The sequence below is a fragment of the Streptomyces sp. NPDC050485 genome (assembly GCF_044458185.1).
Lineage (GTDB): Bacteria > Actinomycetota > Actinomycetes > Streptomycetales > Streptomycetaceae > Streptomyces.
Genome location: NZ_JBITHR010000050.1, coordinates 1 through 26,790, shown reverse-complemented (window position 1 = coordinate 26,790; position 26,790 = coordinate 1). Strand labels below are relative to the sequence as shown.

Below are 26,790 nucleotides of genomic sequence, written 5' to 3'. Positions count from 1 at the left end.
CCGCACCAGCCACTTCGCAGCACTTCGCCCCGCCGAGCTCACGCTCGACGGGGCGAAGTAGAACCAGCCCCCCCCGGATTAACCAACAGCATCCTGCCTTCGGCGCGGGGGCGGACCGGCGGGTGCGCTTGCTCACCGGGTGCCGTCGGTGCCAGCGCGCTTCCAGGCGGCGTCGCGCAGCAGGCGCAGGCCGTTGAGGCCGACGATGACGGTGGAGCCTTCGTGGCCGAGTACGCCGAGCGGCAGCGGCAGGGTGGCGACCAGGTCCCAGATGACCAGGCCGGTGATGAACACTCCGGCGATGACGAGGTTCTGCACGACCAGGCGGCGGGCCGCGCGGGACAGGGCGATGACCTTGGGGATGGTGGCGAGTTCGTCGCGGACGATGACGGCGTCGGCGGTTTCCAGGGCGAGGTCGGAGCCGGCGCGGCCCATGGCGATGCCGGTGTGGGCGGCGGCCAGTGCGGGGGCGTCGTTGACGCCGTCGCCGATGACCAGCACCTTGCGGCCACGAGCCTCCAGGCGGCGTACCGCTTCGACCTTGTCCTGGGGCAGGAGACCGGCGTGAACGTCGTCGGCCACGATGCCGGCCTCGGCCGCGAGGCGGGCGGCGGCGCGCGGGTTGTCGCCGGTCACCAGCAGTGGGCTGGTGCCGGTCAGCGACTTGAGGGCCGTAACAGTGGTGGCAGCGTCCGGGCGGAGTCGGTCGGCAATGCCTAGGACGCCAACCGGGATGCCGTCGCGATCGACGAGTACGGCGGTGCGGCCGCCGTTCTCCAGCTCCTCGGCGACGGCCGCGGTCTTGGCGGCGCGCGGGTCGGTGGCGTTGTTGCGCAGCCGGGCCGGGGCACCGACCGCGATCGCGGCGCCGTTGATGGTGGCGGTGACGCCGATGCCGGGGGCGGAGTTGAAGTCCCGCGTCTCGGGGATGTCGAGGCCGCGTTCGCGGGCGGCGTCCACGATGGCACGTGCGAGGGGGTGTTCGCTGGGGTGATCGGCGGCTGCCGCGAGGGCAAGCAGGCTGTCCTCGTCGAGGTTGCTGCCGGCCAGGGGGCGGATGTCGGTGACGCGGGGGGTGCCTTCGGTCAGGGTGCCGGTCTTGTCCAGGGCGACGGCGTTGATCTGGCCGAGGCGTTCCATGACGACGGCGGACTTGACCAGGACGCCGTGGCGTCCGGTGTTGGCGATGGCGGACAGCAGCGGCGGCATGGTGGCCAGGACCACGGCGCACGGTGAGGCGACGATCATGAAGGTCATGGCGCGCAGCAGCGAGCTGGTGAGGTCGGCGCCGAAGCCGAGCGGGATCGCGAAGACGGCCAGGGTAGCGGCGACCATGCTCAGGGAGTACCGCTGTTCGACCTTCTCGATGAACAGCTGGGTGGGGGCCTTGGTTTCGGAGGCTTCCTCGACCATGGCTACGATCCGGGCGATCACCGAGTCGGAGGCATCCCGCTCGACCTTGACCCGCAGCGCGCCGGTGCCGTTCAGGGTGCCCGCGAACACCTCGTCGCCGGTCTCCTTGGCGACCGGCAGGGGCTCGCCGGTGATGGTGGCCTGGTCGACGTCACTGGCCCCGTTCAGGACCCGGCCGTCGGCGCCGACCCGCTCGCCGGGACGGATGAGGATGGTGTCCCCGACAGCCAAATCGGCCGTGGCAACGGTCTCCTCGCGGCCGTCGTCCCCAAGGCGGGTGGCGGTGGTCGGCGCGAGGTCGAGCAGGCCGCGGACCGCGTCCTGGGTACGGGCCGTGGCCAACGCCTCCAGGGCCCCGGAGGTGGCGAAGATGACGATCAGCAGTGCGCCGTCCATCACCTGCCCGATGGCGGCCGCGCCGATCGCGGCGACGATCATCAGCAGGTCCACATCCAGCGTCTTCTCCCGCAGCACCTGCACGCCCGTCCAGGCCGGCTCCCACCCGCCCGTGACGTAGGCAAGGGCGTATAGCGGACCCCATGCCCAGGCCGGGGCGCCGGTCAGCTGGAGCGGCAGCGCGACCAGGAACAGCACCAGCGCCGCGGCGGCCCAGCGAGCCTCGGTCAGCGCGAGTACGCGGGTGCGCCGCCTGGGGGCGATCGCGTCTCGGGCAGGTGCCGCTGGGGCCGGGCATTCGGTGAGAGTGGATGGCATGGCGAAAGGGACCCTTCACGGGCGTGGGGACGACAACACCACCACCATACAGGAATAAATGAATAGATCTTCATTGATCGTTGGTAGGATGGCAGCATGGGCCATGGAGTCGATGACAAAACCGCTGCCACCCCCCGCGAGCGCCTGGACGCGGCGGGGGCCACCGATGTCGCCGCCACCCTTCAGGCACTGGCGACGCCATCCCGGCTGTACATCCTGGCCCGGCTCCAGGAGGGCCCCTGCGCGGCCGGCGAACTGGCCGACGCGGTCGGCATGGAGCAGTCCGCCTGCTCCCACCAGCTCCGCCTGCTGCGCAACCTCGGCCTGGTCACCGGCGAGCGCCGGGGCCGCTCCATCGTCTACAGCCTGCACGACAACCACGTCGCCGAACTCCTCGAACAGGCCCTCTATCACGTCGAGCACCTGCGCCTGGGCCTGCACGACACCCCCGTTGACGCCGGCATCACGGCGATCGAACCGGCCGTCGCCATCTGACCGCCCCACCCGCCCAGCTGTCTGATGTCATCCGGTCCCGGACGGGCCCTGGGAGGTGCGTGTGCGCAGGGCGAACGGCACTGCGATGGCTGCGACCACCAGGGCGAGAGCGGGGGCGCTGTGCGGCGGGATCGGTGGGGTGCATGCCCGGATTGCTGGGCGCCCCACCGCGCTCATGCTGGGTCGGCGGGCAAGGCGGAGTAGGGGTGGACCTCGATCCGCATGGGCGGCTCGGCAAGGAGGTCGATGATTTCGCCGCGCAGTTCATCGGCGAGGGGGCTGTTTTCGTAGGCGTCCTTCGCCTCGCGGCTGCGGAACACCTCCATGTTCCACAGCACGTCGGGGTCGGCGTCCTCGCGAGCGATGATGAACCGGTCGGAGGCCCCCGACTTCTCCATGCCGTCGGTGGCCAGCGTGAACAGCTTGTCGCCGAGTCCGGGCTTGGCGCGCATCTTGATGAGGTAGGCGGGCTGGTCCTGCAGTGCCATGGTCTTCTCCTCCTGCTTTCGCGTGGGGCGTCTGGTGCGAGCCTGCCGCCATCGCTGGAATGTCGTTCCATCGGAACTATGGAACGACATTCCAATCATGTCAAAATGGAGACGTGACACCACAGACGCGCAAGAAGTCCGATCGGCGCCCCAACCCCCTGACCCGCGAGCAGATCGTCCAGGCCGCAGTGGGCCTGCTGGATACGGCAGGCGAGAGCGGGCTGACCTTCCGGGCGCTGAGTGAGCGCCTGGCCACCGGTCCCGGCGCGATCTATTGGCATGTTGCGGGCAAGAGTGAACTCCTGGCCGCGGCCACCGACCACGCCGTCTCCACTGCGCTGAGCGAAGGGGCGGAGGCCGGGCTGCCGGGCCGGATACACGACGTCGCCCTCGGTCTCTTCCATTCGATCGAGCGGCACCCCTGGCTGGCCCCCCAGCTCACCGCCCAGATCTCCCACAACCCCACAGGCCCGGTGACGACCCGCATCTTCGAGGCCGTCGGCCGGCAGGTGTATGCGCTGGGCGTTCCCGCGAGCAGCTGGTTCACCGCGACCTCCGCCCTGATGCACTACATTCTCGGCGCCGCCGGCCAGAACGCCGCGAATCTCGCCCTCGCACGCAGCCTTGGCCCGGAAGCCGACCGCGATGCCTACATGGACGCTGTGGCAGCGGTATGGAAGCAGCTCAGCCCGCAGGAATTCCCCTTCACCCGGGCGGTCGCGGATCACGGGCTCGATCACGACGACCGCGCGCAATTCCTTGTCGGCATCGACCTCATCATTGCGGGCATCACGGCCGGGCGTGCACGCTGATCAGCCTCCTTGTCGGCTGCTGACGTTCACGCCGTCTCACCGTCGTCATCTTCGTCCAGTTCCGGCGCATCCGGGTCGCGCAGCGGGCGCAGAGCACCGGCAGCCGGGACGCAGGCGGCGAAGCTGTAGCGGCCGAGCATGTCCGCTCGGCCGGTACGCCTTCACCGCCTCCCAGCCCGAGAAGGGCCTGCGGCCACTGCGCGACCGAGCCTGCGTCGAGGACGACGAGTAGGTCGCACCACCATGTCCGCCCGATCGAGAGGAATCCCTGCCGTGTCCGGTGCCAAGCCAGCCCGACGCGATACCGAACCCGCCGCCCGCCGGCAGCGGACATCCCGGAGCGTTCCGGTGGTCAACGAGCTGACGAAGCACTATCTGGCGATGCGGGAGACGTTCGGGAGTTCCCTGGACCTGCCGGCGGTGGCACGCCAGGTGCCGCTTCTGCGCTTTATGGCGGACCGGTTCCTGTCGCGGCCCGGTTTCACCGACGCCGCCGAACTCTCTGGCGTAGTGGCGGATCTGGGGGTGCTGTTCAACCTGTTCACCACCCTCCCCGAGCGGCTGTACGGCGCGGACGCGGCAGGGTTCGCCAGGGCACTGGACATCGATCCGACCCTGGCCGACATCATGACGCGCACCGCCGGTCTGACACCGCCCGTGGCCGCCCGGGCGGATCTGTACCACGACGGCACCGGCTTCCGGCTGCTGGAGCTGAACTGGAGCCTGGCCGGGGCCGTGTCCGCGCAGATGGGCCAAGCGTTGCTCCGGCAACCGGATTTCCGGCAGTTCGCCCTCACCCACGGCCTGGTCCATACGGACGCGCTGGACGTGCTGGCGCGCCGACTGCGCGAGGCGGTCGGCGCCGAGGACGGGGAGCGGCCGCTGGTGGCCGTGACCGCGTGGCCGACGCTGTACAGCCGGGCGTTGCCAAGCCTGCGCCTGTGGGCCCACACCCTTGAACGCGCCGGGTTCGACGCGCACCCGTGCAGCCTGGCAGAACTCGCTGCCCACACGGACGGCCTCTACCTGGGCCGACAGCGCGTGGAGGTGGTCTACCGGTGCTTCCCCATCGATGACGTCCTCCAGCAGCCCGACGCGGTGGAGCCGCTGCTGCGGGCCTGGGCCGCGGGCAGGGTCCACGTGTTCGCCGGGTTCGACGCAGAGGGTTTCGGCAGCAAGCGCGCGCTCGCGCTGGTTTCCGGCGGCGAGGGCGACAACGTGCTCTCCAAGGACGAGCGCGGGGCGCTGGAGCGCCTGGTGCCCTGGACCCGGGCCCTGCGCCGAGGCCGTACCCGGGCCGACGGGCAGGAGGTGGAGCTGATCGACTACGCCATGGCTCACCGGCGCGGGCTCGTCCTCAAGCCGAGCATGCGCTACGGCGGCGCGGGGGTGCACTGCGGTTGGACCCTGACCGACCGGCAGTGGCGGGTTGCTCTGACCGACGCCCTCAAGGAGGGCGGCTTCGTCGTACAGCGGCGGGTCGTCCCGGTCACCGAACCGTTCCACACCGCCAACGGGGTCGCCGAGTTCACCCTGAACTGGGGCGTGCACCTCACCGACCGGGGCTATGCGGGGCTGACGCTGCGCGGCCTGCCCGGTACCGACGTCGGCACGGTGAACGCGGTCACCGGTGCGGGTGCCGCACCGGTCTTCCATCCACCCTTGTAACGAAGAGCCGCGAGGGCAGGTGCGCGGCATCGCTCGGAAGGTCATGGACGGCAACTCTCACAAATGATCAGATGTGCGAGTTCCAAGCGGAACGTCCTCTGAGAGGCCAAAAAACTGGGATACGTCGGATGCGTGCCGAAGGCCGAGGCCGGGGGCCAGTAGTAACGAGCCGGCGGCACAGGCGCTTTCGGCCTGCTGCTCCTGCGCCGTTGAGGCGGGGGTGATCAGCTGCGGTCGACGCCGGTGCGGTCTGCGGGATCAAGGCGGGCAGTGCCATGACGAGCATGCGTCTGCGGCTTGTGCGGTCAGTGATCAGTGGCAATCAGTGGCTGTTCCACTGGCGGATGGCATCGGATACGGCGACGCGCAGTGCGTCGGTCTTCGCTACGGGCACCGCCCGGCGCAATAGCTGTAGCCCGGCTGTTTCGCAGCGGGCCAGGCGGCGGCCTTGGAGGTCCCAGGCGGCGAGGGCCATCCGCCGGTAGGTGGGTGCGGCTGCGTCCGCGCAGGCGAGGCTCGCCTCGTGCGCGGTCCGGGCCCGGCGGCACATCAGCCGCAGCACCTCCGCGACTTGGCGGGGTGACGGCGTCGGGAAGGCGAGGTCGCAGGGGGTCAGGTGGTGGTCGGTGAGGTCTTGGCGGGGGATCGTCAGGCGCCCTTGGCTCAGGTCGTCGGCGAGGTCGGAGAGGAAGTCGATGCGCTGCAACGCTTCGGCGAGCGGGAGCCATTCCTCGGCTTGCCTGTCGTCGGCCGCGCCGGGGTACTGGACGGCGACGGACATCATCAGGAAGGGGTGCACATAGCTGCGTACGTACGCGGCGAACTCGTCGTCGGTGTCGAAGCCGTCGAAGTGTGTCTCGTCGCGGGTGCGGGTGATGAAGATGCGTGCCCAGTGGTCGGGGGTCTTGCGGACGAGGAGGGTGTGGACGAGGGCACGGAGGACGGGGTGGGTGGTGGGGCTGCCGTCGAGGGCCTTGATGGTGTGGTCGGCCCAGGCGTTCACGGTGGTCGTGTTGCCGGGGTTGTGGTCGGCGGTGTCGTCGCTGACGCAGCCGAAGGCGAGCACGGCCAGGAGGTGTGGCTGGAGTTCGTGGGGGGCGAGGTGGCGGACGGTGAGGGTCAGGGCGCGCTCGCGGCGGGCCATGTAGGCAGCGGCGGCGGTGTATGCGGCCTGGAGGGGGGAGGGGATCCCGGCCCGGGTCAGGGTGCGCTGGTAGCCGGTCAGGAGGAGGGGCTGCACGGGGGTGTCCTCCACGGATCCGATGCGGTGGTCACGGCCAAGCCGGGCTCTGGATGTCTGCGAAAACGAGCTCGGCATAGATGGTCAGCCAGGCGTGGGCTGCTTGCGCCACAGGCTGCAGGGCCGACCGTGATCGTCACCTGTCAAACGCTAGCCGGTCTTTGACGGTCTGCGGCCCCGTGTCCTTCGTATGAGGGATGTTCCGCCTCATCGGGGCCCGTACTCCCAGGCGTTGACGGCGCAGTGTTGGCGCGACGATGAGCTGCGAATGGGCGGTGGTTCGCTCCTGGTTCGCGTGCGTCGCCGCGTCCAGGTCGGCGGTGGGCTCGTTGTCGCGCGTCTATCAGGAACCAGGGATTCACTTCAGTGTCCGCGGCAACATCTCGCCGCTCCGGAGGATGTCGCGGTCCCCGCCCTCTACCAGTCCGTGGGAGTAGAGGGCGAGCAGACCGTTCTCGGTCCGACGAGAGGCCCCACAGCCTCGATCGCTGCGGCGGTGCGTGGATCGGCGCGCCGGGCGAGACCGTAGGCGGCTTCCAGACGTACGAGTAAGAGCCTGTGTCTAAACCCCGTCCGGATCAGGCCGCGGCGTCTGGTGCGTGCGATCGCAAGGCGCCGGAGCGTCCTCGTAGCGGAGCTACTAGGGCGTTTCGGCAACGCGGCATGGGGGTCCCCCCTGGTCCTTAAGACCTTGGGGGAGTGCGTGCCAGGCGTCGCGGGCCCGGACGGGGTTTAGACACAGGCTCTAACTTGTCCTCGCCGAGCAATGCCCACAAGGCATCGGCGACGGGGCGCGGGCGAGCGGGGACAGTCGTCCGCGCACAGGGTGTAGGACATCTCACGGCTCACGCGCGGCTCAGGATGGTCGGCGTAACGCAGACCGATGCCCTCTTGGCTCGCCGCTTGGGCAGGGCAGTTCCTCAGGTGGGGCGACGGAAGACGCCAACGAATGCGATGTAGGCGATGGCGGCAGTCCCTACCAGCCAGTAGTACGGATCGACGCTCCGCCCAGACGCCAGGTCGCCGATGAAGGCGCAGAGGTTCCCTAGGGTCAGCGCCACACCGGTACCCGCCAGGCCCGCTGACCTATCAAGGCGAGCCGCTCGTCGGGCTCCTCCGTCAAACCCCGGTAGGTCTCACTTCGGCGCCCCAGAAGGATCAGGGCAAGGCCACACACCATCAAGCATGCTTTACAGGTGCCGAGTGGCAGATGACTCCCGCCCGAGTGCTGGCCGTGGCATGTCGTGACGGCGAAGGCGCGCTTCGGCCTCGTGGGGCTGGTGATCGCGGCGCCCGACTGTTGAGGGACTCTCTGTATGAGTACGAAGACGGGGTGACGACCCTCGCGGTGGACATGAGTGCCGATCCTGCTGGGCAGTCTGGTCTCGCTTCGTTCAGGACGACACGGTGTGCAAGAGGTGGAAGTACCGAGTGCTCAACGTCGACACCGACATCGTCCGGGCGGAACGCCAGCTGTGGGCTGGCGTCGAGCCCTACCTGGCGAGGGCGGCGACACTCGGAGGTGGGCAGCCTCGTGCGGCCGCAGTCGCACGAGGCTGCCCGGGTGCTTCAGTTGAGTGGTGTCTCAGCGGAAAGCGGCGATGTTGCGGGCGACCCAGTCGCTGAAGGGACGCGGGGCGAGGCCGAGGACTTGTTCCACGTCCGGGCTGATCCGCAGTTCGGCGGGGTTCGGGGCGGCGATGATGTCCAGGGTGTCATCGGCGAGTTCCGCCGGCACGAACTTGGTCATCGTGGCCTTGGCCTCGTCGCGGGTGAGTTCGTGGAACCGCACCGGCGAGCCGAGCGCGGCGGCGATCGCCTCCGTCTGCTGACGCGGCGTGATCACCTCCGGCCCGGTCAGCTCGTACACCCCACCGGTGTGCCGGTCGTCCAGCAGGCAGGCCGCCGCCACCTCGGCGATGTCCGCCGGGTCGACGACCGGCACCCCGACATCACCGAAGGGCGCGGCGGCCGTCCCTCGCGTACGGACGGACTCCGCCCAGGCCAGGGCGTTGGAGGCGAAACCGCCCGGTCGCAGGACGACCCAGTTCAAGCCGGACTCTCGCAACGCGTCCTCCACCGCGCGCATCGCGACCCGCGACGGGCCGAGCGGCCTGGTCGCCACGCCTTGCGAGGACAGCAGGACGACCCGGCGGACCCCGCTGGCCGCGGCCAGGCCGATGATGTCGGCCGGCCCGGCTTCGGGGGCGTGCAGGTCGCCGGACAGCAGCAGGAACAGCGCCTTCGCCCCGTCCAACGCGGGCGTGAGGCTTGTCGGCTCGGCCAGGTCGGCCGCCACATGCCGGACTCCCTCCGGCATTGCCACCGCGTGCCGCGACACCGCCGTCACCTGCTCGCCCGCCTCGGCCAGGGCCTGCGTCAAAGGCCGGCCCACATTCCCGGTAGCCCCGGTCACCACGATCATGTTCAGCTCCTAGTCCGTTGTGCACTGCGGTAGTTGACGCTAGGAGCCGGGCTTTCTCTTCGTAAGAATATACCCAGAGGTAAGCTCCGGACATGAGGGAAAGTGCGCAGCTGACGCAGGCCGAGACGGGCAGTCGGTATGAGGTGTTTCACACTGACTGCCCCGCGCGCGGCGTGGTCGACCACGTAACCAGCAGGTGGGGTATCTGGGTGCTGATCTCCTTGCGGAGCAACGACCTTCGGTTCTACGAGCTACGCGACAGCATCCAGGGCATCAGCGAGAAGATGCTCGCTCAGACCCTGCGCGCACTGGTCCAGGACGGCTTGGTCTGGCGGGAGGTCGAACCGACAACACCGCCCCAAGTCACCTACGGGCTCACCGAGTTCGGTGAGGATGTCGGCGAGCCGCTGACGGACTTGTTCGACCGGATCACACAGCGACTGCCCTCGCGCAGCGCGGAATAGTGCGGTAGCGGTCGGCCACGGCGAGGAGATCGCTTGCCTGATCTATGCACGCGACCAGCACGGACGGGACGAGGAGGGCCCGGCTGAGCGGTGGCGGCCAGCCACTGACGTCCACATCGGCAGGCGCGGAGGCGAGCAGCTGGCGGCCGGGCCCGCGACTCATGCGGGGGCCGTCCGCCTACCCGGCGAATGCTCAGGTGCGTGAACCCTGTGCGCCCCGCTGTTCGACGCCAGAGGACAGATGCCAAGCTCAGTTGGCTATGCCGACCGGGTGGGCCTGGATCCTGTCGTCGTAGGGGCCTCGATGCTCAGGTCGCTCGTGCGGCAGAACTTGCTCTTCCCCGCGCCAGTCCCGGCACCGTGTGGGGCTCGGAAATTCATCGCTGCAGGTGGCAGGGGGCAAGCCATCACCACTGGCAGCATGTCCGCGTGATCATTTCGCTGCTGTACAAGGTGGCCCGCAAGCTGTTGTCCGTCCCCGGGGTGCTGCTGCGCAGCGACACCGCGAAGGCAGCCGAGGTGCTCGTGCTCCGGCACGAGAACGCGGTCCTGCGCCGTCAACTCGCCAGCCCGGTCCGCTACGAGCCCGCGGACCGGTTCTGGCTGGCAGCAATATCCAGCCTGATACCCCGTCACCGCTGGCGCCAGGTCTTCCCCGTCACCCCGAGCACGCTGCTGGCCTGGCACCGGAAGTTCATAGCGGCAAAGTGGGACTACAGTGCACGCCGTACCCGTACCGGACGACCGCCGCCCAAGGCTGCACTCAAGAAGCTGGTCCTGCAGCTCGCCCGGGAGAACGCGCAGTGGGGCCACAGGCGTATCCAGGGCGAACTCGCCCGACTCGGTCACCCCATCGCCGCATCCACGGTTTGGGAGATCCTCCACGCCGCGGGCATCGACCCAGCCCCACGGCGCACCGGCCCCACCTGGCGCGAATTCCTCACCGCCCAGGCCCACGGCATCCTCGCGGTGGACTTCTTCGACGTCGACACCGTGCTGGGCCGGCGGCTGTACGCGATGGCGTTCCTCGAACATGGCACCCGACGCCTGCACATCGCCGGCGTCACCGCCCACCCCACCCGAGAGTGGGCCGTGCAACAGGCCCGGAACCTCGCCGCCGCCCTGGGCACACGCATGGAGACCCTGCGCTTCCTGCTGCGCGACCGCGACAGCAAATACGGCCAATCCTTCGACGCCGTCTTCGAAGCCGATGACATGTACGTGCTGCTCAGCGCGCCACAAGCTCCTCGGATGAACGCCCACCGCGAGCGAGTAATCGGCAGCATCCGACGCGAGGCCCTCGACCACATCCTCATCATGAACGAGACCCACGCCCGGCAGGTCCTGGCCGCCTACCAGCGGCACTACAACGAGCACCGGCCACATCGAGCCCGAAATCAACTACCACCCGACGCCCTCCATCAGCCCGCCACCGTGCATGACCTCGACGCCCGCAAACTCCTACGCGCCCAAGTCCTCAGCGGCGCCATCAACGAATACCGCTACGCTGCGTGACCTGCAGCGACGACTTTCCGAGCCCCACAGGGTCACCCGGTTCCTGGCCACCGACACCTCCGTGTGGAGCGACGACGTGTGGATCGTGGACTCCACCCCGGCGGAGTGCGGACGCTCCCGTGAGACCGTCAAACGCTCCGACCTCGCCGGATGGGCCGAGTACGGCTACTGCGCCAGCCACAGCCGCTTCTCCTGGGGCCTTCCGGCTGCACCTGGTGTGCACCCCTCCAGGGCCTGCCCATCGCCTTCGCTCTCACCGGGGCCAAGGCCGACGAACGCGAGACCCTGCTGGACCTGCTCGCCACCGTTCCCGGCCTCGTCGCCGGCCGCCCCGGACAGACACTGATCGGCGACAAGAACTACTTCGGCCGCGACTTCGAGCACCAGGTGGCGGGGCAGGGCATGCGGCTGCTGCGGCCGACCCGCAAGGGCGAACGGGAGCGGCCCGGCATGCCGCTGTTCAAACCGTTGCGTCAGGTCATCGAGTCGGTCAACGAAACCTTCAAGGGCCAGCTCGACCTCGAACGGCACCGTGGCCGCACACCAGCCGGCGTCATCGCCCGCGTCGTGCAGCGCATCCTCGCGCTGACCGCCGCGATCTGGCACAACGACCACACCGGGCAGCCGATCCTGCGCTCACTGGCCGCCTTCGACCACTGACTCAAAAACCAGCCCCGCATTCATCGAATGCGGGGCTGAGGTGTGCCGGACGGCAGCTCGGGTGAGCGGCTGTCAGCCGTTCTGACTGGTCGGAGTGTTTCTCAGCTTGCGGGCGCCGCTCCCGATCCCGTGGAGGATGGGGATGAGGAAGACGAGAAGCCCCATGACCGAGTAGCGGCTATAGGAGGTGCCGGTGAGCACTATGACCAGATTGATGCTGTAGAAGGCCGTCCAGAAGACGAGGTTGAGGGCCAGGGCTGTCCATGAGTTGTCCGGACGGGCGAATTTCGCCTGCTCCCAGAGGCCTGGTCTGTCACTCATCGGGTCGATCGTCCTCGGGCAAGTCGGTGTTGTCTGCACACTGTGCGCCTGGGCGGAGCGCGCTCCATCGATCATGTCATCCCGATCGCGGGGTACGCGCTCGAGGGGTGGAGCAGGCTGGGGCACCTACGGCATGAGACCAACGCGCCCGCCAGCCGGGCAGCTGATCCTGCGCTCACTTACCTCTTTCGACCACTGACGCCTTGGAATCGATCATCTAGCGCCCGGCCAAGCAGAGGCGGGCGATCGCGCGGCCGCTGGGCGTCCGCGCTACGCCCGGTCTCGCGGCCTCGGTGACCGGTGGCGGCTGGGCCCGTTAGCCGGGTATGACGATTCTCAACCTCCCCGTAGAACAGGCTGATCCGGCGCCGTGGGAGTTGTGGGAGGGCGAGGCCGGGGCGCTGGCCGAAGCCGCGGCCGCCGTGCGGCGGACTGGGTCCGGGCCCTGCCCGCCCCCGTGACCGACCGGCCCGTGGCCGACCGGTGAATCGGGGGCCCGCTCGCCGATGCCGTCGAGACGGCGATGACGGCCCTCGACCCAGGCGACTGTGACGACGTGGACCGGTATGGCAAGGGCGGCGTCGATGACGGCACCACGGATGACGCTCGCCTGACTCGCGTACGCGGTGCCGGAGACAGTGCACTGGCTCACCCTCGGCCAGCAGGTCCGCCTCCTGGCCGTGGTCGCCGCTGTCTCCGGGATCCCGCGGCTGCTCACCAGCGACCCCGGCACCGTCGTCTGGGACGGTCAGCTGGCGCGGATGTGCGCCATCCTCGACCACGCGACCCGCACCTGACACACGCCCACCGCCCCCGCACGCGCGATGCCCGGGGCGAATGTTCCGGCACTGGCAGGGTTGCCGGCCTTCCGCCCCGGACTCCGCAACCCTGGGGCTTGGCGGTCTCGAATGGCCCTGCATAAGCGGTCAGTGGGGGGCGGTGGCGTGGTAGGCAGGGTGGGTGCGCCCGTGGCCTGCTGACAGGCCGGGCTGTGGGCGCCCACCCTGCCCGCCCGGATGCCGTGTTGGACGCACGGCGAATTCCGTCCGGCTGGTGCTTGGACGCACAAGGGTCCCTGGGGTCGTCTCCGGACTCCGGGACCCTTGTGCACTTCAACCCTGACCGCCGGTTCAACGACCGCCCACCGCCACGGTCACCGCGCCCTACGTCCAGTCGAGTCCGAGCTCGGCGAGCTGCGCGAGCTGGGCACCGCTCAGCTTGTCCCGGCGGCTCTGCTGGTTCGAGACCCACACCCCCAGGCGCACCTCGTGGTCCTGGCCGTCGACGGTGATCTGTTCGGTGTGCTGACGCGGAACAACGGTCCGTTGCTCACGCTCGGCGTACTGGGCAAGCGCCGCCAGGCCCCGTGTGAACGTCGCGCTGCCCAGCCCCGCCCCAGTACGGGCCCGCACAGCCGGTTGCACACCCAGCTTGGCGAGCCGCTGCTGCTGTTCGGGATTGAGCCGGGCGAAGTCGCGCCGTTGGCGGGTGAGCCAGCGTCCGATGTCGTCACCGCGGTACGTCACCCCGGACACGATGCCCTTCAACAGAGCCCCGTCCTTCAACAGGGCCTTCAGGCCGACGTGGTGACGCTGCCAGTCCACCGACCACCCCAGCAACGCGGGGTTCCATTCCTTGTCGACCGCCGCGAGCTGCTGGGCCCGCCGCTCAGCCCGTACTGGGTCCTTGCCCAGCCCGCTGGGCTTGCGGATGTCGGTCAGCCACTGCCCGACCGGCTTGTCGAGCGCGGTGGCGTGCCGGGGCGCGGCCAAAGCGCCGGCCTCCGCGAAGTACGCACGCGCAGCCGCGAGGTTCTCCGCGAACACCGCATCGGCGGTGTCCCACACGATCCCCAGCGCTTCCAGGTCTCGGGCCCGCTGGTCGACGGCACCCTCATCCCCACCCAGCGGCGTCGCGGACGCGAGAACCGCCACAGCGCACGCCTGGTCAGCGTGGGGCCTCGGCGCCGCCACCGCGACGGACACGCTCCAGCACGTCCTGATGGAGAGTCTTCAACCCGCTGGGCGGGACGGGAGCGGGACTGCCGGTGAGGGTGTACCACTCGTCCGCTTGCGCGTACTGGATCTTGATCTGGGCTCGTCCGTCGCCGAGCGGGGTGGTGGCGACGGTCAGTTCACCCGTGATGACGCCGACATCATCGGTCATGGCGCCGCCAGGACCAGCCTTCACGTCGTCGACCAGCCGCTCCCGAGCCGGCTCGCTCATGTCGCCTCTCATGGCCTACGAGTGTTCACTGCTTCACCATCCGCGGTGCGGAACGGCACGCCGCGTTCGGAGCACGTTGCACACACTGCGGTTGCCGCTGCTGGTACTTGATAGGCGTGATCATCTCCGCTGTGTGGCGCCGCGCCGCCACCCTCGTACTGGTGTGCCTGGCCGGACTCGTCCCGGCCGTCGCCACCCCCGCCTCCGCAGCCCCCCTGTCCCATCACAGTGCGCCGGCCCTGCGGCGTGACCTGCCCGAGCCGCCGGGCGCCGACGTCGCCCTCAAGGAGCTTGGCGAACTCAAGGTCGAGGAACCGCACCAGACGCCCGGTTACTCGCGGGCGAAGTTCTCACACTGGGCCAGGGTTTACGGGCAATGTGACGCCCGCGGAGTCGTCTTGTCGCGCGATGGAAAGGGCGTGACGCAGGACTCGCTGTGCCGGGCGGTCGCCGGCACCTGGTACAGCGCCTACGACGGCAAGACGCTCGACGCCGCCTCCAAGGTCGACGTTGACCACCTCGTCCCGATCTCCAACGCCTGGAAGTCCGGCGCGGATCTCTGGACTACGGACAAGCGCAAGGCTTTCGCCAACGATCTGACGCACTCGCAGCTGATCGCCGTCTCCGCCAGCTCCAACAGATCGAAAGGCGACCAGTCCCCGGACCAGTGGGCACCGCCGAACAAGGACTACTGGTGCACCTACGGGCGTGCCTGGACCGACATCAAGTATGTGTACGGGCTGAGCATCACGGCACCGGAGAAGAAGGCGCTCGAAAAGATGCTTGACACCTGCGACTGAGAGCGCTCGTCGGCAAGGCAGCCGACATCCTGAACCCGGCCTCCACCACCGAGGACGGGTTCAGGCGCGTCCGGGTGCGGCTACCCGTCACCCAAGGCCCAGCGACTGCAACGCAGTAGTCCAGTCCGTAGCGATCGCCCTCTGAGCTGCGGCCAACGTGGCCCGGCCCGCGCTGCACGTGGCAGCGCCCGGTTCAACGAGCTGCCGACGGTTCTGGTCAAGCGCCACCCCGCCTGGATCGCCGCCGAGATGCTGAAGAAGCGCACCGACGAAATCCTGCTGTTCACGACGCGCTTCGATGTGGAATGGACCAATATTCCGGCCGAGCGTGCGCTGCGGATGGTCAAGCTCCAGATGGCCGTGGGCGGTTGGCGATGAGTCACCACCGCCGACTGGTACCTGCACCGTCTGGTCCTACCTCGACACCGCCCGCAACCACGGCATCGACCTCCTTGACGCCCTCCGCGACGCCTTCACCGGGCAACCCCTGGATGCCACTCGCGACATCTGCGTGATGCGACACCCCTTGAACAGATACCGACCCGCCCGCTGCGCCCGGTGCCCGCGTCCTGTGGCGCAGCCTCGCCCTCGCCGGCCGTCGCACTGGGTAACCCGCTGTCTGTTCTGCGCTGAAGATCACTAAGTGACCGGGGTCACTGCATTGGTCTGGACCAATAGTTACTGTCCGGTACCGCGTGACGCGTACGCATCACGTAAAGCCATACATGAACGGATTTTCGTGAGTTTCCCCGGTCGTTTCAGACATTTGATACCCGCCTCCCGAACAAGGCGGGTATCCGCCGCCGTGGCAACGGCCATGGCTCTGTCCCTCGGCTCCGGAGTGGCAACTGCCGCCGCCGACGGCCCGGCGGCTATCAGGGAGCGGCCCGCAACAACACCGCCCCAGGTGCACGGCGCACCGGCCCAGGTGCACGGTGCGCCGGGCGCCGGACTCAGCGCCAGCGCGAACCGTCCGCCGAACACGCCCAAGGGGCCCGAGGTCGGCCCGCCGTTCAAGCAGACGGCAGGCATCTGGCAGACCGACACCACCGCACCCACCCTCCGCAACACCGTGGTGGACCCCGACGGCGACAAGACGACCAGCACCTTCGAGGTGTGGAACGCCGACAAGAACGGCAACGCCGCATCCAAGGTCAACCTCACCGACGCCAACAAGTGGGGCGTCCTCGTCTCCGGCTACACCGCCTCCGGCACCCCCACCAACGTCAACGTCCCCGCAGGCAAGCTGAAGGACGGCCAGACCTACCTGGTGCGCTCCTCCGCCTACGACGGCAGCGCCTACGAGACCGACTGGTCGCCCTGGTCCAAGTTCACGGTCGGCGTCCCCGTGGTACCCCCCGTCCCTCCCACCGGCGACCCGCACGACGAGGTTCCCGCCGACGTGAAGGCCAAGTGGCAGGCGCTGGCCAAGGACGCACTTGCCGCCTACGACCGCGAGCAGGCCGAGCTCGCCGACATCAGGGACCACAGCATCGACGCCGGTGCCGCCGCCGTCAAACAGCTCAACCTGAACACCGTCGTCCTGCCCGACAACGGCTATGTCGGCATCCCGCACCAGTTCATGGCCGCCCGCGTCTACGACTCCCGCGCCACCGACAACCCCACCGTGTCCCTGGTCGGCGGCTGCGACGGCGCCCTGCACTGCACGCAGAAGTTCCGCCTCGACTACACGCTGCGCGTCGACACGTTCTACTGCGTCACCCCCGGCGCCCCCGCGAACATCGGCACCAAGTGCAACGAAGGCGACGTGCGCTGGACCGGGTTCTCCGCCGAGGCTCAGACCGAAGAGTTCACCCGCACCTACAACCGGATCACCGACGGCTGGGACAAGTTCATGGGGCAGATGCTCGGTGACCTCCCCAAGACGTTCATGGCCTGCGTCTCCGGTGACACCGGCGGCCAGCCCCCCGTCATCGCACGCAAGACACAGGCCGCCCCCCGCGTCACCTCCGACCAGTGTGCCGAAACCGGAATGCAGCTCGGCGCACTCATCCCCCTCGCCGAGCTCGGCGGCGCCGCGAAGGTCACCTCCGACCCCCTCGTAGAGATCAACTACACCGCCGAGCAGGTCGCCAAGGCCAAGGGCTCCCTCAACGCCCTCAAGCTCGCCGAGGGCGGTAGCAACAAGTACGCCAGCGCCCTGAAGGAGGTCATCGACCGCGCGGTCAGGGCCGACAAGACCGGCGGCCTCTCGCTGACCTTCAAGAAGCTCGCCGATCTCCCCGAGATCACCAAGAACATGCCCCCCGAGGCCCAGAAGCTGATGGGCGGCTACAAGCCGTTCGGCAACCGGACCATGGAGGAGTGGTTCCACCAGTTCTGGAACACTGAGGACGGCTGGTACAGATACCCGTACTTCGACGGCTTCCAGGGCACGCCCACGAACTACTTCCCCAAGGCCGGTGAACTCATGGACCGCTTCGGCGGCACCGGCTACATCGACGAGAAGGGCGCGGCCAAGGGCGGAGGCTTCCTCGCCCCTAAGGACGGCACCCCCTACAGCCAGCGCGCCCTGCCCCCGGACAACGTCGTTGCCGAAGTCACCGACCGGGGCGGCTACCACGTCTACAAGTGGATCAAGCCCTGGACGGCAGCGGACGCAGCGGCCCACGGCAACATCCAGGGCGGTAAGATCGCACCCTGGTTCGACCAGCCCGGCGGCGGAACCCAGTACCTGCTCCCCAAGGGAACCAACGTCTTTTGGCTCCTGAAGTACAAGTACATCGAGGAAGTGAAGTAGTTGGACACCCTGCAACTCGGCCGGGCTCTGCGCTCGGCCGGTGTGGACCCCTCCACCTACCTCCTGAGCCCCCCCGGCGGAGACCCGCCGGGAACATGGCTGCTGGGCGGCGGCCTTGCCCTGGCCGGGTACGACGCCACGCAGTGGTGGGCCTTCGGCGGCGCGGACCTCACCCCCGGGCATTTCGGCACGCTGGGCGCCTACGGCTCCGAGGCCGAGGCGTGTGAGGCGTTCTACCGTGAGCTGACCCGCCCCGACGGGGCCCCGTTCGCCGAGGCCAAGGCCGCCCACAGAGAGCAGTGGGAACGCCAGCAGGACGAGGCCGACCAGGAAGCGGCCCGCCGAAACCCGCAGGCCGCAGAGCTGCGCGGGCACTGGCACCGCACCTGGGCCGATCGGGAGGCACAGGGCGAGGCGGCGATGACCGTCGCCGAACTCGACACCGCCCTCCAGCAGTTGGGCTGCCGCTCGAACTGGGCCCTGGGCGGATTCGATGCCCGGCCGTACTCCGAAGGGGCGGCCATGGCCGCCCCCGGGGCCGACGGGACCTGGTGGCTCGGCATCATCGGCGAACGCGGAGACCCCGCAAGCTTCCTCGCGGCCGGGCTGAGCGAAGCGGAAGCGTGCAAGTACATCCTCGGCAACGTGCTGACGGGGATGGGATTCGCCCAGCGGTTCACCGAAGCGCACAGGCGCGCCGGGGGTATCCGCCCCGGGCCGCTCCCGCCCTGGCCCAAGCCCGCGCCGTAAGCAGCCGCCGCGGCCCCGCGCTGTGACGTGCGGGATGAGCGGGTGTGGGCCCCCTTCCCGAGAAGGGGGCCCACTGTCGTGCTGCGGTCCGCGTGGCGGGCGGGCGGGGCGCACGGGACGCCCGCCGGCCGGCGAGGAGCTGAGCGCGCTGATCCTGCGTCTGGCCCGGGAGAACCCCGCGTGGGGATCGACGCGGATCCAGGGCGAGTTGCGACGCCTGGTCCACCGGGTCGGCGCCTGGACCGTGCGCCGGATCCTGCGCGCCGCGGGACTCGGCCCGGCACCGCGCCGCGGCCCGAACGGGGGTTCGTCGTGGCGGGAGTTCCTGCGGGCCCAGGCCTCGGGCGTGCTCGCCGCGGACTTCTTCCACGTCGACACGGTGCGGTTGAAACGGCTGTACGTATGCGCGGTCCTGGAGGTCGCCACCCGCACCGTGCACGTCCTCGGCGTCACCGCCCACCCGACCGGGGCCTGGGCTACCAGCTCGCCCGGCACCTCCTTGCCGACCTCGGCGAGCGTGCTTGCGGCTTCCGCTTCCTCCTGCGCGACCGCGACAGCCGCTACACCCAGGCGTTCGACGCCGTCTTCACCAGCGACGACATCAAAATCTTGAAGACCGCGCCGTAGGCACCGCGGATGAACGCCCACGCCGAGCGCTTCATCCGCACCGCGCGGGCCGAGTGCACCGACCAGCTGCTGGTCTACAACGAGCAGCACCTGCGCCGCGTCCTCACCGAGTACGCCACGCACTACAACTCCGGTCGGCCACACCGCGCCCTCCAGCTTCGGGCACCGGCCGACGACCCGGACGTCATTCCCTTCCCGGCCCAGCGGATCCACCGCCACGACATCCTCAGCGGACTCATCCACACGTACCGGAACACCGCCTGACGAAGATCACGACACCGCAGGTCGGCGCATGCACGGGACTTTTGGACCCCCGCCGGGGCTGTCAGAAAGCCACGGTGATCTTTCCTGTCATGCCGCCCTGGAGGAAGCGAGTGTGCGTGGCTTGGATTTCTTGGAGGCCGAAGGTGGAGTGCATGCGCACCTTGAGGGAGTCGTCGTCGACGAGTTTGGTCAGCTCGTTCAGTCCCGCGCTGTCCTCGCGCACCTGGCTCACTGTGGTACGCACATCGTGGGAGGACAGGTCCCTCCCGCGTCTTGTCGTCGACGGGATTGATGCTGGTCGTAACGGTCCGGATCAGCACCTCTCCGGGGCCGGGTTCGGGCTCGGGGGCATCGATGATATCGAGGACGGTATCCCTCCAGTTCGAGCCAGTTGCACACCGACTCCCGTACACCCGGGTCGTTGTCGGCCACCAGCACGTGCAGTTCAGAAGGGGACGTGTCTCTCTCGCTCAGGAGACGGGAGTGGGGCCCTGCATGTGCTCGCTGATCCACTGGATCAGTCCGGCGGACTCCATGTTCGGCACGTAGGTCGCGGCGTTGTGCTTGCCGCCCTGGATGACGTCCAGCTTGGTGTGTATAGGGCCCTTCGTGTAGGACTTCACGAAGTCCTCGATGGGTGGCATGGCCGCGGTCTCCTTGGTGCCGACCTCGAAGGCGAGGTAGACGTCCGGGTGTCCGGACTTGATCAGCTTCGGGGCGAGGGCCTTGGGGTTGTTCTCGGCCTTCTCCTGGTCGTGGCCCTTCCACAGGTGGGAGTCCGGGACGATGTCCGGGCCCGCCGCGATGACGGCCTTGAAGCCGTCGGGCTTCTGCAGCACGGACTTGAGGCCCGCGAAGCCGCCGGTGGAGGCGCCCATGAAGGCCCAGCCGTCGCGGGAGTTGACCGTGCGGAAGTTCTCCTTGACCAGGTCGGGCACGTCCTCGGTCAGCCAGGTGCTCATCTTTGGCTGGCCGGGGATGTCACTGCCGTCCCAGTACTGGCCCAGCTTGGGGTCCTTGGGGTCCCGGTCGTGGTCCTCGGGGTTGAGCACCGGCATGACGACGATGAACGGCAGGCTCTTGCCCTCCTTGGACCACTTGGAGATGCTCGCCTCCAGCTTGAGGTCGGGGCCCATCCAGTAGTTGTTCGGGTACCCGGAGCCGCCGGGCAGCGCGATCAGCACGGGGAAACCGCTCTTCGCGTACTGCGGGTCCTTGTACTGCGGCGGAACCCAGACCCACACCTTGCCCTTGAACCCGGACTTCTTGCCCTCGTACGTCGTGACGGCGATCTTGCTGCCGTCCTCCGGGACGGTGCCGGAGACGGTGAAATCGGCCTTCGGGCCCGTCGGCATGGACGCCTTGGAACTGCTTGTTCCGCTCCGTTCGCCGCCCTGCTTGTCGTCCTGGCCGAAGCTGATTGCGTCGCCCTTGTCGGAGAAGACCTCGAAGTAGTTGAGCACGGGCCACGAGGCAAGGCCGAGCACCGCCACGACGGCGGCTATGAGGACCCAGCGCTTGGTACGGTGGCCGGGCGGGCGGCCCTGAGCGGGCGTGGCCACGGTGTCGGGGGGTGTCATCGTCTGTGCTCCACGTGGTGCTCGTGACTGGGGGCAGGGCGGTCCGTCCGGCTTGTTCCTGGCGGTGACCAGCCCCGAAGGACAACGGGAACAGATATTTCAGAACCCGATAAGAGTTCTCTAAGAGCCCGGGCCGCGGGGCCACCCGGTCCCAGTTACGACCTCAACGGAATGACAAGCCGCGCCCCTGGTCGACTCGGGCTGCGCATAACCCCTTGCGGGTGGTGAAAGGTCCTCCCACCATTGCCCCATGACTAGCGCGTGGATGGGTGCCGAAGCCGCGGACGGGTTTCCCCACAAGGCATTCGAGGCGGCGTACTACGACGCTGTCGTGCGCACACCGGGGATCTACTCCGCTGATCTTCAGGCGGGTGTAGACATTACCGAGGTCAAGACCCAGATCACCACTGCGCTCCATGCAGTGGTGTACCGCCACCGCCGGGCACGCGAGACGGCCCTGGAACTGACCGACCTGGTGAACCTTCCGGGGGAGGAGCGCCTGAGCGACTGGCATTTCACCACCCAGACCCGCCTCTTCGAGTTCTTCGTCTCCCTCCACTCCACCTTCGAAAGCTCCTTCTACGGGCTCTACTTCGCTGCTCCCCGCCTTGACCGGCAGCGCTTCACCTTCGCTGACGATCCAGAGAGGTACCAGCGCGTCACGGGGAAGTCGACGACCGAGGCATTTCAGGCGGCATGGCCAAGCGACGTGCTCGCGAGGGCGATGTCGGACCTGAGGTCCGACTCCTTCTACGAGCGACTGGGCAAGGTCCGAAACCGCCTGGCACACCGGATCGCGCCGGGGTTCGAGCACAGGATCACTCTGTCCGCCGGAGTGGGGGCAACAAGCGGCGGATCACGCACGGGCGGGCAGGAATGTGAGAGTTACGAACTCGCGTGGCTGGGTGAACCGCTCGCCACGATGGTGCCTTCGACCTTGGCGCAGGCAGAGGAGAAGCTTGGTGCTCTGTGGAGCGCGGCTGCAACCTTCTTCGCTTCACGGCAGTGATGACGAGCTGACCGAGCGCTGGAAGGCCGCACGCCAGGACGGCGCACCGCCAGGTCAGTTTCGGCATTGGAGTTCGCGGGGTTGTGCCGATCACGAGGGCTGTGCGTCTACCGTGGTTCGTAGATTTCTGGGAGGCGTTGATGGGTGTCGTTGAGGGCAAGCATCGTTCTCCGATCGGGGACGACGGGCATCAGCCGAACCGGCCTGTACCGCCGCCACCGCCTCCGGCGCCCGCGCCGGACAAGAAGTAGACCGCGGTGTCCGTCGTTCAGGCCGACGTGCCTGCCCTCACCGATCGGCTGCTCGCCGACATCGCCGATCAGTTGGGACGGCCCGTGCCGGCCCGGTACGCAGCCGCGCTGCGGGCGGTGCCGCGGCATCTGTTCCTCCCGGACCGTCTATGGCTGCGTGACGGAACGGGCGGCTACCGGCCCTGCGACAGGAACACTGATCCGGACGACTGGTGGACGGCCGCGTACACCGACACACCGCTCGTCACCCAGTTCTCCGACCATGCCCCGTCATCGTCCGCATCCATGCCGTCGATGGTGCTGCGCACCCTGCTGCTCGCCGATGCCCCGCGCACGGCCAGGACGAAACCGGGAGCGGTGCTCGAGCTGGGTACCGGCACCGGCTTCAATGCCGCGCTACTGTGCGCCTTGTACGGGCAGGACCATGTCACCACGGTCGAGCTGGACCCGGTACTGGCCGACGAGGCCGAGGCGAACCTGAAGGCCGCAGGGCACGTGCCGGCTGTGGTCACTGGTGATGCGAGCGTCCGCCTGCCTGACCGAGCCCTGTTCGACCTGATGGTGGCGACGTTCTCCACCGATCATGTGCCCGACCTCTGGAGGGAGCGCTGTCGGCCTGGTGGGCAGATCGTGACACCGTGGTTCTCCGACTGGTGCGTGTACGGCACTCTCGCCCTCGTCACCACTGCAGGCCATCGAGCAGAGGGCCGTTTCCATCCGTTCGGCTCCTACATGCCCGTGCGCACCTCGACATCCGTGCCCGCCTCCAACACGCCACCAGAGGACAGCAGTTCGCCATCAAGGGTGCGGTCAACGACCAGTCTGTCGCCGTGGGCGGTGGCTGGCGGGGACCTGGACGCCGAGTTCCACCTCGGCCTCACCGTGCCCCGGGTGTCGTTCGCCTGGGACAGCACCGGCGAGCATGCCCCGATCCGCTTGTGGCTGCACGGAGCCGACGGCGTCTCGGTCGCGTCGGTCGACTACGACGGCCACCAGTCCGAGGAGTTCGCGGTTGTCCAGGAGGGACCGCGTCAGCTGTGGGACGAGACCACGGCTGCGTACGCGCGTTGGGAGCGGCTCGGGCGGCCGCCAGTCGACCGCCACGGACTGACCGTCTGTGAGGACGGCGTTCATCAGGTGTGGATCGACGCCCCGGAAGCCCTCCTCACAAGGTACTGAGATGCGAGGCGCTGCGGGCTGCTCGCCGGCCTTGATGGGTGAGCCGGTGTCATGCTGGTGCCGCGGCTGGTGACAGCCCGGTGAGGATTGCCGGTCGGAAGTTGATGGGCGTCGTGTGTTTTGCATTGTGAGTGCGTCATCTGTTTTCACTGTTGTGGGGGGTGGTTGTGGTGGGTGTTTGGTGTTGATGGTGTCGTTGGGTTGGTGAAGGGCGCTGTCGTTTCTCGGGGTGGGGCGGATGGCGTTTGTGTAGGCGCGAGTTGGCTGTTCCTGGGGCGGGGGAGCAGGTGGCTGGCTACGCTCGGTGGGTGCCTTCGTTTGCGGGTGACCCGCGTCATGAGAGGTGTTGAAGCCGAACGGATGGTGGCGGGCTGGTCTTGGTGCACTCGGGTCCGGCCGAAGCCCGTATCTGCGTTCGGGTGCTGAGCTGAAAACGGGAGTTCGCCCGTGATCTGGGAAGGGGGGCGTTCGTGAAGTACGGGTCCGTGCAGCGGCCCAGCCGTGTTGCTGTCATCGGGGTGGGCATCCTCGGCGCCAGCGTGGGCTGGAACCTGTCCCAGCACGGGGCCAAGGTGGTCTTCATCGATGCAGGCCTGCCGGGCGAAGGCGTCACGAACTGGTCGTTCTCGTGGGTCAACGCCAGCAACAAGACCGTGCGCAGGTCGTACTTCGACCTGAACGTTGCGGGCATGGCGACTTACCGTGAGCTTGCGGCGACCATCGGGCGGGACTCGTGGTGGTATCCCAGCGGCCACCTGCGCTGGGCAGACGAGCCCGCAGCCGAGGCGAAGGTTCTGAAAGCCGTCGAACTGCTGGCAGGCTGGGACTACCGGGTCGAGGTGTGCACGGGGGCCGAGGTGCGTCGCCGCTTCGAACCCGCTCTGGCGATGCCCGGCGATGTTCCGGTCCTGTTCTACCCCGACGAAGCCTGGGTGCACGGACGGCATCTCGTCAGCCGCCTGGTCGGCCAGGCCGTTGCATTCGGCGCCGAGCTCCGGACCGGCACTGCGGTCCGTGACGTCGGCACCGGTGCCGACGGGCGCACTCGGACAGTCGCTCTGTCCGACGGGAGCCGTCTCGACGTCGACACCGTCGTGAACGCAGCAGGCCCCAGTGCCTCCCACGTCGCCGAGCTCATCGCACGGCATTTGCCGATGCGCCGGGAACCCGGGGTTGTCACCCGGCTCAACTGTGCTCAGGTCCCGATCCACCGGGCCATGCACGCTCCTCACATCGAGATCCGTCCTGACGGAGACGCTTCGGTGGTCGTCCACAGCCGCGAGATCGACGCACTCATCGACACAGGCCAAGATCCAGCGGAACTCGCACAACTGCTCCACGAATCGGCGCGGCACGTCGTGCCCGAGCTCGGCAACGCCCGCATCGCACAGACACGGGTAAGCAACCGGCCCATCCTTGTAGACGGATTCCCCTCGGTGGGAGCGGTGCCGTCTGTGCCGGGCTACTACGAGGCCGTTTCTCACAGCGGCATCACGCTCGGGCCGATCATCGGCCGGCTGCTTGCTGCAGAGATTCTCAGCGGGAAGAGAGATGAGATGCTCGCAGACTTCCGTCCGGAGCGGTTCTCCCCGTGACAGCCTCCCTGCTGATGGCCGCCGCTTTCGTCTGGCGCATCGAGGCCGGGACCAACGGGCTGCTCTTCAGCGATCCGCTGGGAAGCGCGGGGCTGCCGTCCCTGACGGCCTTTGCCGAAGGCTGCAAGCTGCGCCCGCCCCAGCCGCCCTGCCCCAAACAACGCCGCAGCCGGAAAGAAACGACCCCGAGTCCGAAGCAGCCCGAAAAGACCATCTGGCCTGTGTACACCGCGCATTACGGGCGTCCATGGGCCATGACCGAACCCGACCTGATGCATGGCTGCCCGTACCCGCCTCCCCACACTCGGAAAACCATCGCCAGGCGGAAGAAGGGATGGCTGCCACCCGACTACGGACTGCGCGAGCTTCAACCCCCGCGCTGAGCAGGAAGATTGAAGGGTCGTGGTTGGGCGGTGCGCGGTTTCATTGGTCGTTGACAAACCGGTTGGTGGAGCGGGTAGCGGTACCCTTGATCATTTATCGTTGCTACATGCTGCATCATTTTGCGGGCGAGGTCGGCGAGGTCATGGCAGGAGTTTTCCCTCGGAGGGATGATCGCGCCATCTTCCCCGGAGGGGCAATGGAGGTGCGCTCAGTGCCGTGCCTCGTCTGGGGAGTTGTGTGGAATTGGGTTTTTGCGTCGTTGTCGGAGGTAGATGGCGATTCCTGCCACTATGGGCGGTCCGAGGACGGCCTTTACCACGGAGTTCGAGGCGAGCCAGGCGATGCTCCCGTCGTGGAATCCGAAGTGCCAGGTGGTCACGCATATCAGCCCGGCCACGGTCAGGGCCAGCACGGTTGCCAGGATGGTCTTGAGGAGGGTTTGTCTGCTCGTTGTTTCTGCACGCTTGTCGGTCATGTGCGTGAGCATAGGGAGACGGGACCGGGAGTGAGGCAGCAGCCCCTTGCAGCAGGCGGATCGTGGAGAAGGCGAAGCCGGAAGGGCCCGGGGCGGGGGAGCGAAGCGACTCCGCCTGCCGTGCGGAGCACGGCCCCAAGTCCGGGGCGAGCCCAGGATTTTACCGGCCCAACGGGGCCGGCTCGCGCGCTGAGGCTTGTCCGGGCACCTGTCTCAGGCTTTCTTCGGGTCGTTAGGAGGTCTGGTCTTGGCGTGGTGGGGATGTTGTCGGCGGCTTGGCCGATGTCACTTGAGGCCTCCGAGTGCGGTGACGGTTTTGATGATGACGGGGAGGAGGCTGGCGGTTCCGAGGAGGATTGCGGCGGTGCGGCGCATGAGGGGTTTCCTTTGATGCTGAGTAGTTGAGGTTGGCTCGGTGACTGGTCCAAGCTGCCGCATGACTGCTCAAGTCGGTGGGTGGACACGCGCCGGTTACCCGAACAGCGGCTCTCTTCCTGGTAGCCAGCCCGGTCCGCGTTAGCGGGCCGTAGGACTTGGAGGCGAAGCCGGAAAGCCCGGGCGGGGGAGCGCAGCGAGTCCGCCAGCCGAGCGGAGCGAGGCTCAAGTCCCAAGCAGAGCACGGGACTTGCGGCCCGAAGGGCCGGCCAAGCGAAGCGCGGCAACTGCGGTGCGCA

26 protein-coding genes and 1 pseudogene are annotated in these 26,790 nt (G+C 68.4%); 17 read left to right on the top strand and 10 right to left on the bottom strand.

From position 1 onward, the window contains the following. Nucleotides 1-132: 132 nt before the first annotated feature. Complete coding sequence (locus ACIBK6_RS40940) at nucleotides 133-2,127, bottom strand: heavy metal translocating P-type ATPase (RefSeq protein WP_399058342.1); 1,995 nt, start codon at nucleotides 2,125-2,127, stop codon at nucleotides 133-135. Between the two features lie 96 nt (nucleotides 2,128-2,223). Here ACIBK6_RS40940 and ACIBK6_RS40935 point away from each other — a divergent pair, with 96 nt between their 5' ends. Further along, on the top strand, nucleotides 2,224-2,622 hold the full coding sequence (locus ACIBK6_RS40935) for an ArsR/SmtB family transcription factor (RefSeq protein WP_399058340.1): 399 nt from the start codon (nucleotides 2,224-2,226) through the stop codon (nucleotides 2,620-2,622). A gap of 173 nt (nucleotides 2,623-2,795) precedes the next feature. Here the strand turns inward: ACIBK6_RS40935 and ACIBK6_RS40930 are convergent, their stop codons facing one another. Next, entirely contained in the window at nucleotides 2,796-3,110 is a 315-nt protein-coding gene (locus ACIBK6_RS40930; protein ID WP_399058338.1) for a putative quinol monooxygenase, read from the bottom strand. Between the two features lie 113 nt (nucleotides 3,111-3,223). Between ACIBK6_RS40930 and ACIBK6_RS40925 the strand changes: the two genes are divergently transcribed. Beyond that, nucleotides 3,224-3,922: a TetR/AcrR family transcriptional regulator gene (locus ACIBK6_RS40925; protein ID WP_399058336.1), complete on the top strand. Its 699-nt coding sequence runs from the start codon at nucleotides 3,224-3,226 to the stop codon at nucleotides 3,920-3,922. A 348-nt stretch (nucleotides 3,923-4,270) separates the two neighbouring features. Beyond that, complete coding sequence (locus tag ACIBK6_RS40920) at nucleotides 4,271-5,590, top strand: hypothetical protein (protein WP_399058333.1); 1,320 nt, start codon at nucleotides 4,271-4,273, stop codon at nucleotides 5,588-5,590. A gap of 322 nt (nucleotides 5,591-5,912) precedes the next feature. Here the strand turns inward: ACIBK6_RS40920 and ACIBK6_RS40915 are convergent, their stop codons facing one another. Then, on the bottom strand, nucleotides 5,913-6,830 hold the full coding sequence (locus ACIBK6_RS40915; RefSeq protein ID WP_399058331.1) for a squalene/phytoene synthase family protein: 918 nt from the start codon (nucleotides 6,828-6,830) through the stop codon (nucleotides 5,913-5,915). Between the two features lie 1,585 nt (nucleotides 6,831-8,415). Then, nucleotides 8,416-9,255: an SDR family oxidoreductase gene (locus ACIBK6_RS40910; protein ID WP_399058329.1), complete on the bottom strand. Its 840-nt coding sequence runs from the start codon at nucleotides 9,253-9,255 to the stop codon at nucleotides 8,416-8,418. 92 nt (nucleotides 9,256-9,347) lie between these two features. Here ACIBK6_RS40910 and ACIBK6_RS40905 point away from each other — a divergent pair, with 92 nt between their 5' ends. From ACIBK6_RS40905 to ACIBK6_RS40895, 3 genes and pseudogenes are all read left to right on the top strand, one after another. After that, a complete protein-coding gene (locus ACIBK6_RS40905; RefSeq protein WP_399058327.1) occupies nucleotides 9,348-9,719 on the top strand; it encodes a winged helix-turn-helix transcriptional regulator in 372 nt (123 codons plus the stop codon). Nucleotides 9,720-10,148: 429 nt separating this feature from the next. Next, nucleotides 10,149-11,234 carry an integrase core domain-containing protein gene (locus ACIBK6_RS40900; protein ID WP_399058325.1) on the top strand — a complete coding sequence of 362 codons (1,086 nt, stop codon included), beginning with the start codon at nucleotides 10,149-10,151 and terminating at the stop codon, nucleotides 11,232-11,234. A 37-nt stretch (nucleotides 11,235-11,271) separates the two neighbouring features. Beyond that, nucleotides 11,272-11,894, top strand: a pseudogene (locus ACIBK6_RS40895) (IS982 family transposase); the annotation flags it as partial. Nucleotides 11,895-11,966: 72 nt separating this feature from the next. Here ACIBK6_RS40895 and ACIBK6_RS40890 read toward each other — a convergent pair. Beyond that, nucleotides 11,967-12,215: a hypothetical protein gene (locus tag ACIBK6_RS40890; protein WP_399058323.1), complete on the bottom strand. Its 249-nt coding sequence runs from the start codon at nucleotides 12,213-12,215 to the stop codon at nucleotides 11,967-11,969. Between the two features lie 626 nt (nucleotides 12,216-12,841). Here ACIBK6_RS40890 and ACIBK6_RS40885 point away from each other — a divergent pair. After that, a complete protein-coding gene (locus ACIBK6_RS40885) occupies nucleotides 12,842-13,012 on the top strand; it encodes a hypothetical protein (protein ID WP_399058321.1) in 171 nt (56 codons plus the stop codon). A gap of 366 nt (nucleotides 13,013-13,378) precedes the next feature. On the opposite strand, the gene ACIBK6_RS40880 is transcribed toward ACIBK6_RS40885, so the two are convergent. After that, on the bottom strand, nucleotides 13,379-14,149 hold the full coding sequence (locus tag ACIBK6_RS40880; protein ID WP_399058319.1) for a helicase associated domain-containing protein: 771 nt from the start codon (nucleotides 14,147-14,149) through the stop codon (nucleotides 13,379-13,381). A gap of 13 nt (nucleotides 14,150-14,162) precedes the next feature. After that, nucleotides 14,163-14,441, bottom strand: coding sequence for a hypothetical protein (locus ACIBK6_RS40875; RefSeq protein WP_399058317.1), 279 nt, complete (start codon nucleotides 14,439-14,441; stop codon nucleotides 14,163-14,165). Nucleotides 14,442-14,557: 116 nt separating this feature from the next. Between ACIBK6_RS40875 and ACIBK6_RS40870 the strand changes: the two genes are divergently transcribed. The 6 genes from ACIBK6_RS40870 to ACIBK6_RS40845 all read left to right on the top strand — a co-directional run bounded on the left by ACIBK6_RS40870 (nucleotide 14,558) and on the right by ACIBK6_RS40845 (nucleotide 19,643). Continuing rightward, nucleotides 14,558-15,241: a DUF1524 domain-containing protein gene (locus ACIBK6_RS40870; protein ID WP_399058315.1), complete on the top strand. Its 684-nt coding sequence runs from the start codon at nucleotides 14,558-14,560 to the stop codon at nucleotides 15,239-15,241. Nucleotides 15,242-15,490: 249 nt separating this feature from the next. After that, nucleotides 15,491-15,619, top strand: coding sequence for a hypothetical protein (locus tag ACIBK6_RS40865; protein WP_399058313.1), 129 nt, complete (start codon nucleotides 15,491-15,493; stop codon nucleotides 15,617-15,619). A gap of 439 nt (nucleotides 15,620-16,058) precedes the next feature. Further along, a complete protein-coding gene (locus ACIBK6_RS40860) occupies nucleotides 16,059-18,002 on the top strand; it encodes a TNT domain-containing protein (protein WP_399058311.1) in 1,944 nt (647 codons plus the stop codon). Further along, the gene (locus ACIBK6_RS40855; RefSeq protein WP_399058309.1) at nucleotides 18,003-18,752 is read left to right on the top strand and encodes a hypothetical protein; all 750 of its coding nucleotides are present in this window, start codon (nucleotides 18,003-18,005) and stop codon (nucleotides 18,750-18,752) included. It begins immediately after the preceding gene. 34 nt (nucleotides 18,753-18,786) lie between these two features. Next, nucleotides 18,787-19,365, top strand: coding sequence for an IS3 family transposase (locus ACIBK6_RS40850; RefSeq protein WP_399058307.1), 579 nt, complete (start codon nucleotides 18,787-18,789; stop codon nucleotides 19,363-19,365). Nucleotides 19,366-19,388: 23 nt separating this feature from the next. Then, the gene (locus ACIBK6_RS40845; RefSeq protein WP_399058305.1) at nucleotides 19,389-19,643 is read left to right on the top strand and encodes an integrase core domain-containing protein; all 255 of its coding nucleotides are present in this window, start codon (nucleotides 19,389-19,391) and stop codon (nucleotides 19,641-19,643) included. Nucleotides 19,644-19,704: 61 nt separating this feature from the next. On the opposite strand, the gene ACIBK6_RS40840 is transcribed toward ACIBK6_RS40845, so the two are convergent. Beyond that, complete coding sequence (locus ACIBK6_RS40840; RefSeq protein WP_399058303.1) at nucleotides 19,705-19,887, bottom strand: zinc-binding dehydrogenase; 183 nt, start codon at nucleotides 19,885-19,887, stop codon at nucleotides 19,705-19,707. 226 nt (nucleotides 19,888-20,113) lie between these two features. Beyond that, nucleotides 20,114-21,223: an alpha/beta hydrolase gene (locus ACIBK6_RS40835; protein WP_399058301.1), complete on the bottom strand. Its 1,110-nt coding sequence runs from the start codon at nucleotides 21,221-21,223 to the stop codon at nucleotides 20,114-20,116. A gap of 250 nt (nucleotides 21,224-21,473) precedes the next feature. Between ACIBK6_RS40835 and ACIBK6_RS40830 the strand changes: the two genes are divergently transcribed. From ACIBK6_RS40830 to ACIBK6_RS40815, 4 genes are all read left to right on the top strand, one after another. Continuing rightward, nucleotides 21,474-22,232, top strand: a complete 759-nt coding sequence (locus ACIBK6_RS40830; protein WP_399058299.1) for a hypothetical protein — start codon at nucleotides 21,474-21,476, stop codon at nucleotides 22,230-22,232. Between the two features lie 257 nt (nucleotides 22,233-22,489). Beyond that, the gene (locus ACIBK6_RS40825) at nucleotides 22,490-23,662 is read left to right on the top strand and encodes a methyltransferase domain-containing protein (protein WP_399058297.1); all 1,173 of its coding nucleotides are present in this window, start codon (nucleotides 22,490-22,492) and stop codon (nucleotides 23,660-23,662) included. Between the two features lie 470 nt (nucleotides 23,663-24,132). Beyond that, a complete protein-coding gene (locus ACIBK6_RS40820) occupies nucleotides 24,133-25,257 on the top strand; it encodes an NAD(P)/FAD-dependent oxidoreductase (protein WP_399058295.1) in 1,125 nt (374 codons plus the stop codon). Then, nucleotides 25,254-25,640: a hypothetical protein gene (locus tag ACIBK6_RS40815; protein WP_399058293.1), complete on the top strand. Its 387-nt coding sequence runs from the start codon at nucleotides 25,254-25,256 to the stop codon at nucleotides 25,638-25,640. Before ACIBK6_RS40820 ends, ACIBK6_RS40815 begins: the two co-directional genes overlap by 4 nt. Before the next feature lie 209 nt (nucleotides 25,641-25,849). On the opposite strand, the gene ACIBK6_RS40810 is transcribed toward ACIBK6_RS40815, so the two are convergent. Further along, entirely contained in the window at nucleotides 25,850-26,116 is a 267-nt protein-coding gene (locus ACIBK6_RS40810) for a hypothetical protein (RefSeq protein ID WP_399058291.1), read from the bottom strand. Nucleotides 26,117-26,790 lie beyond the last annotated feature (674 nt).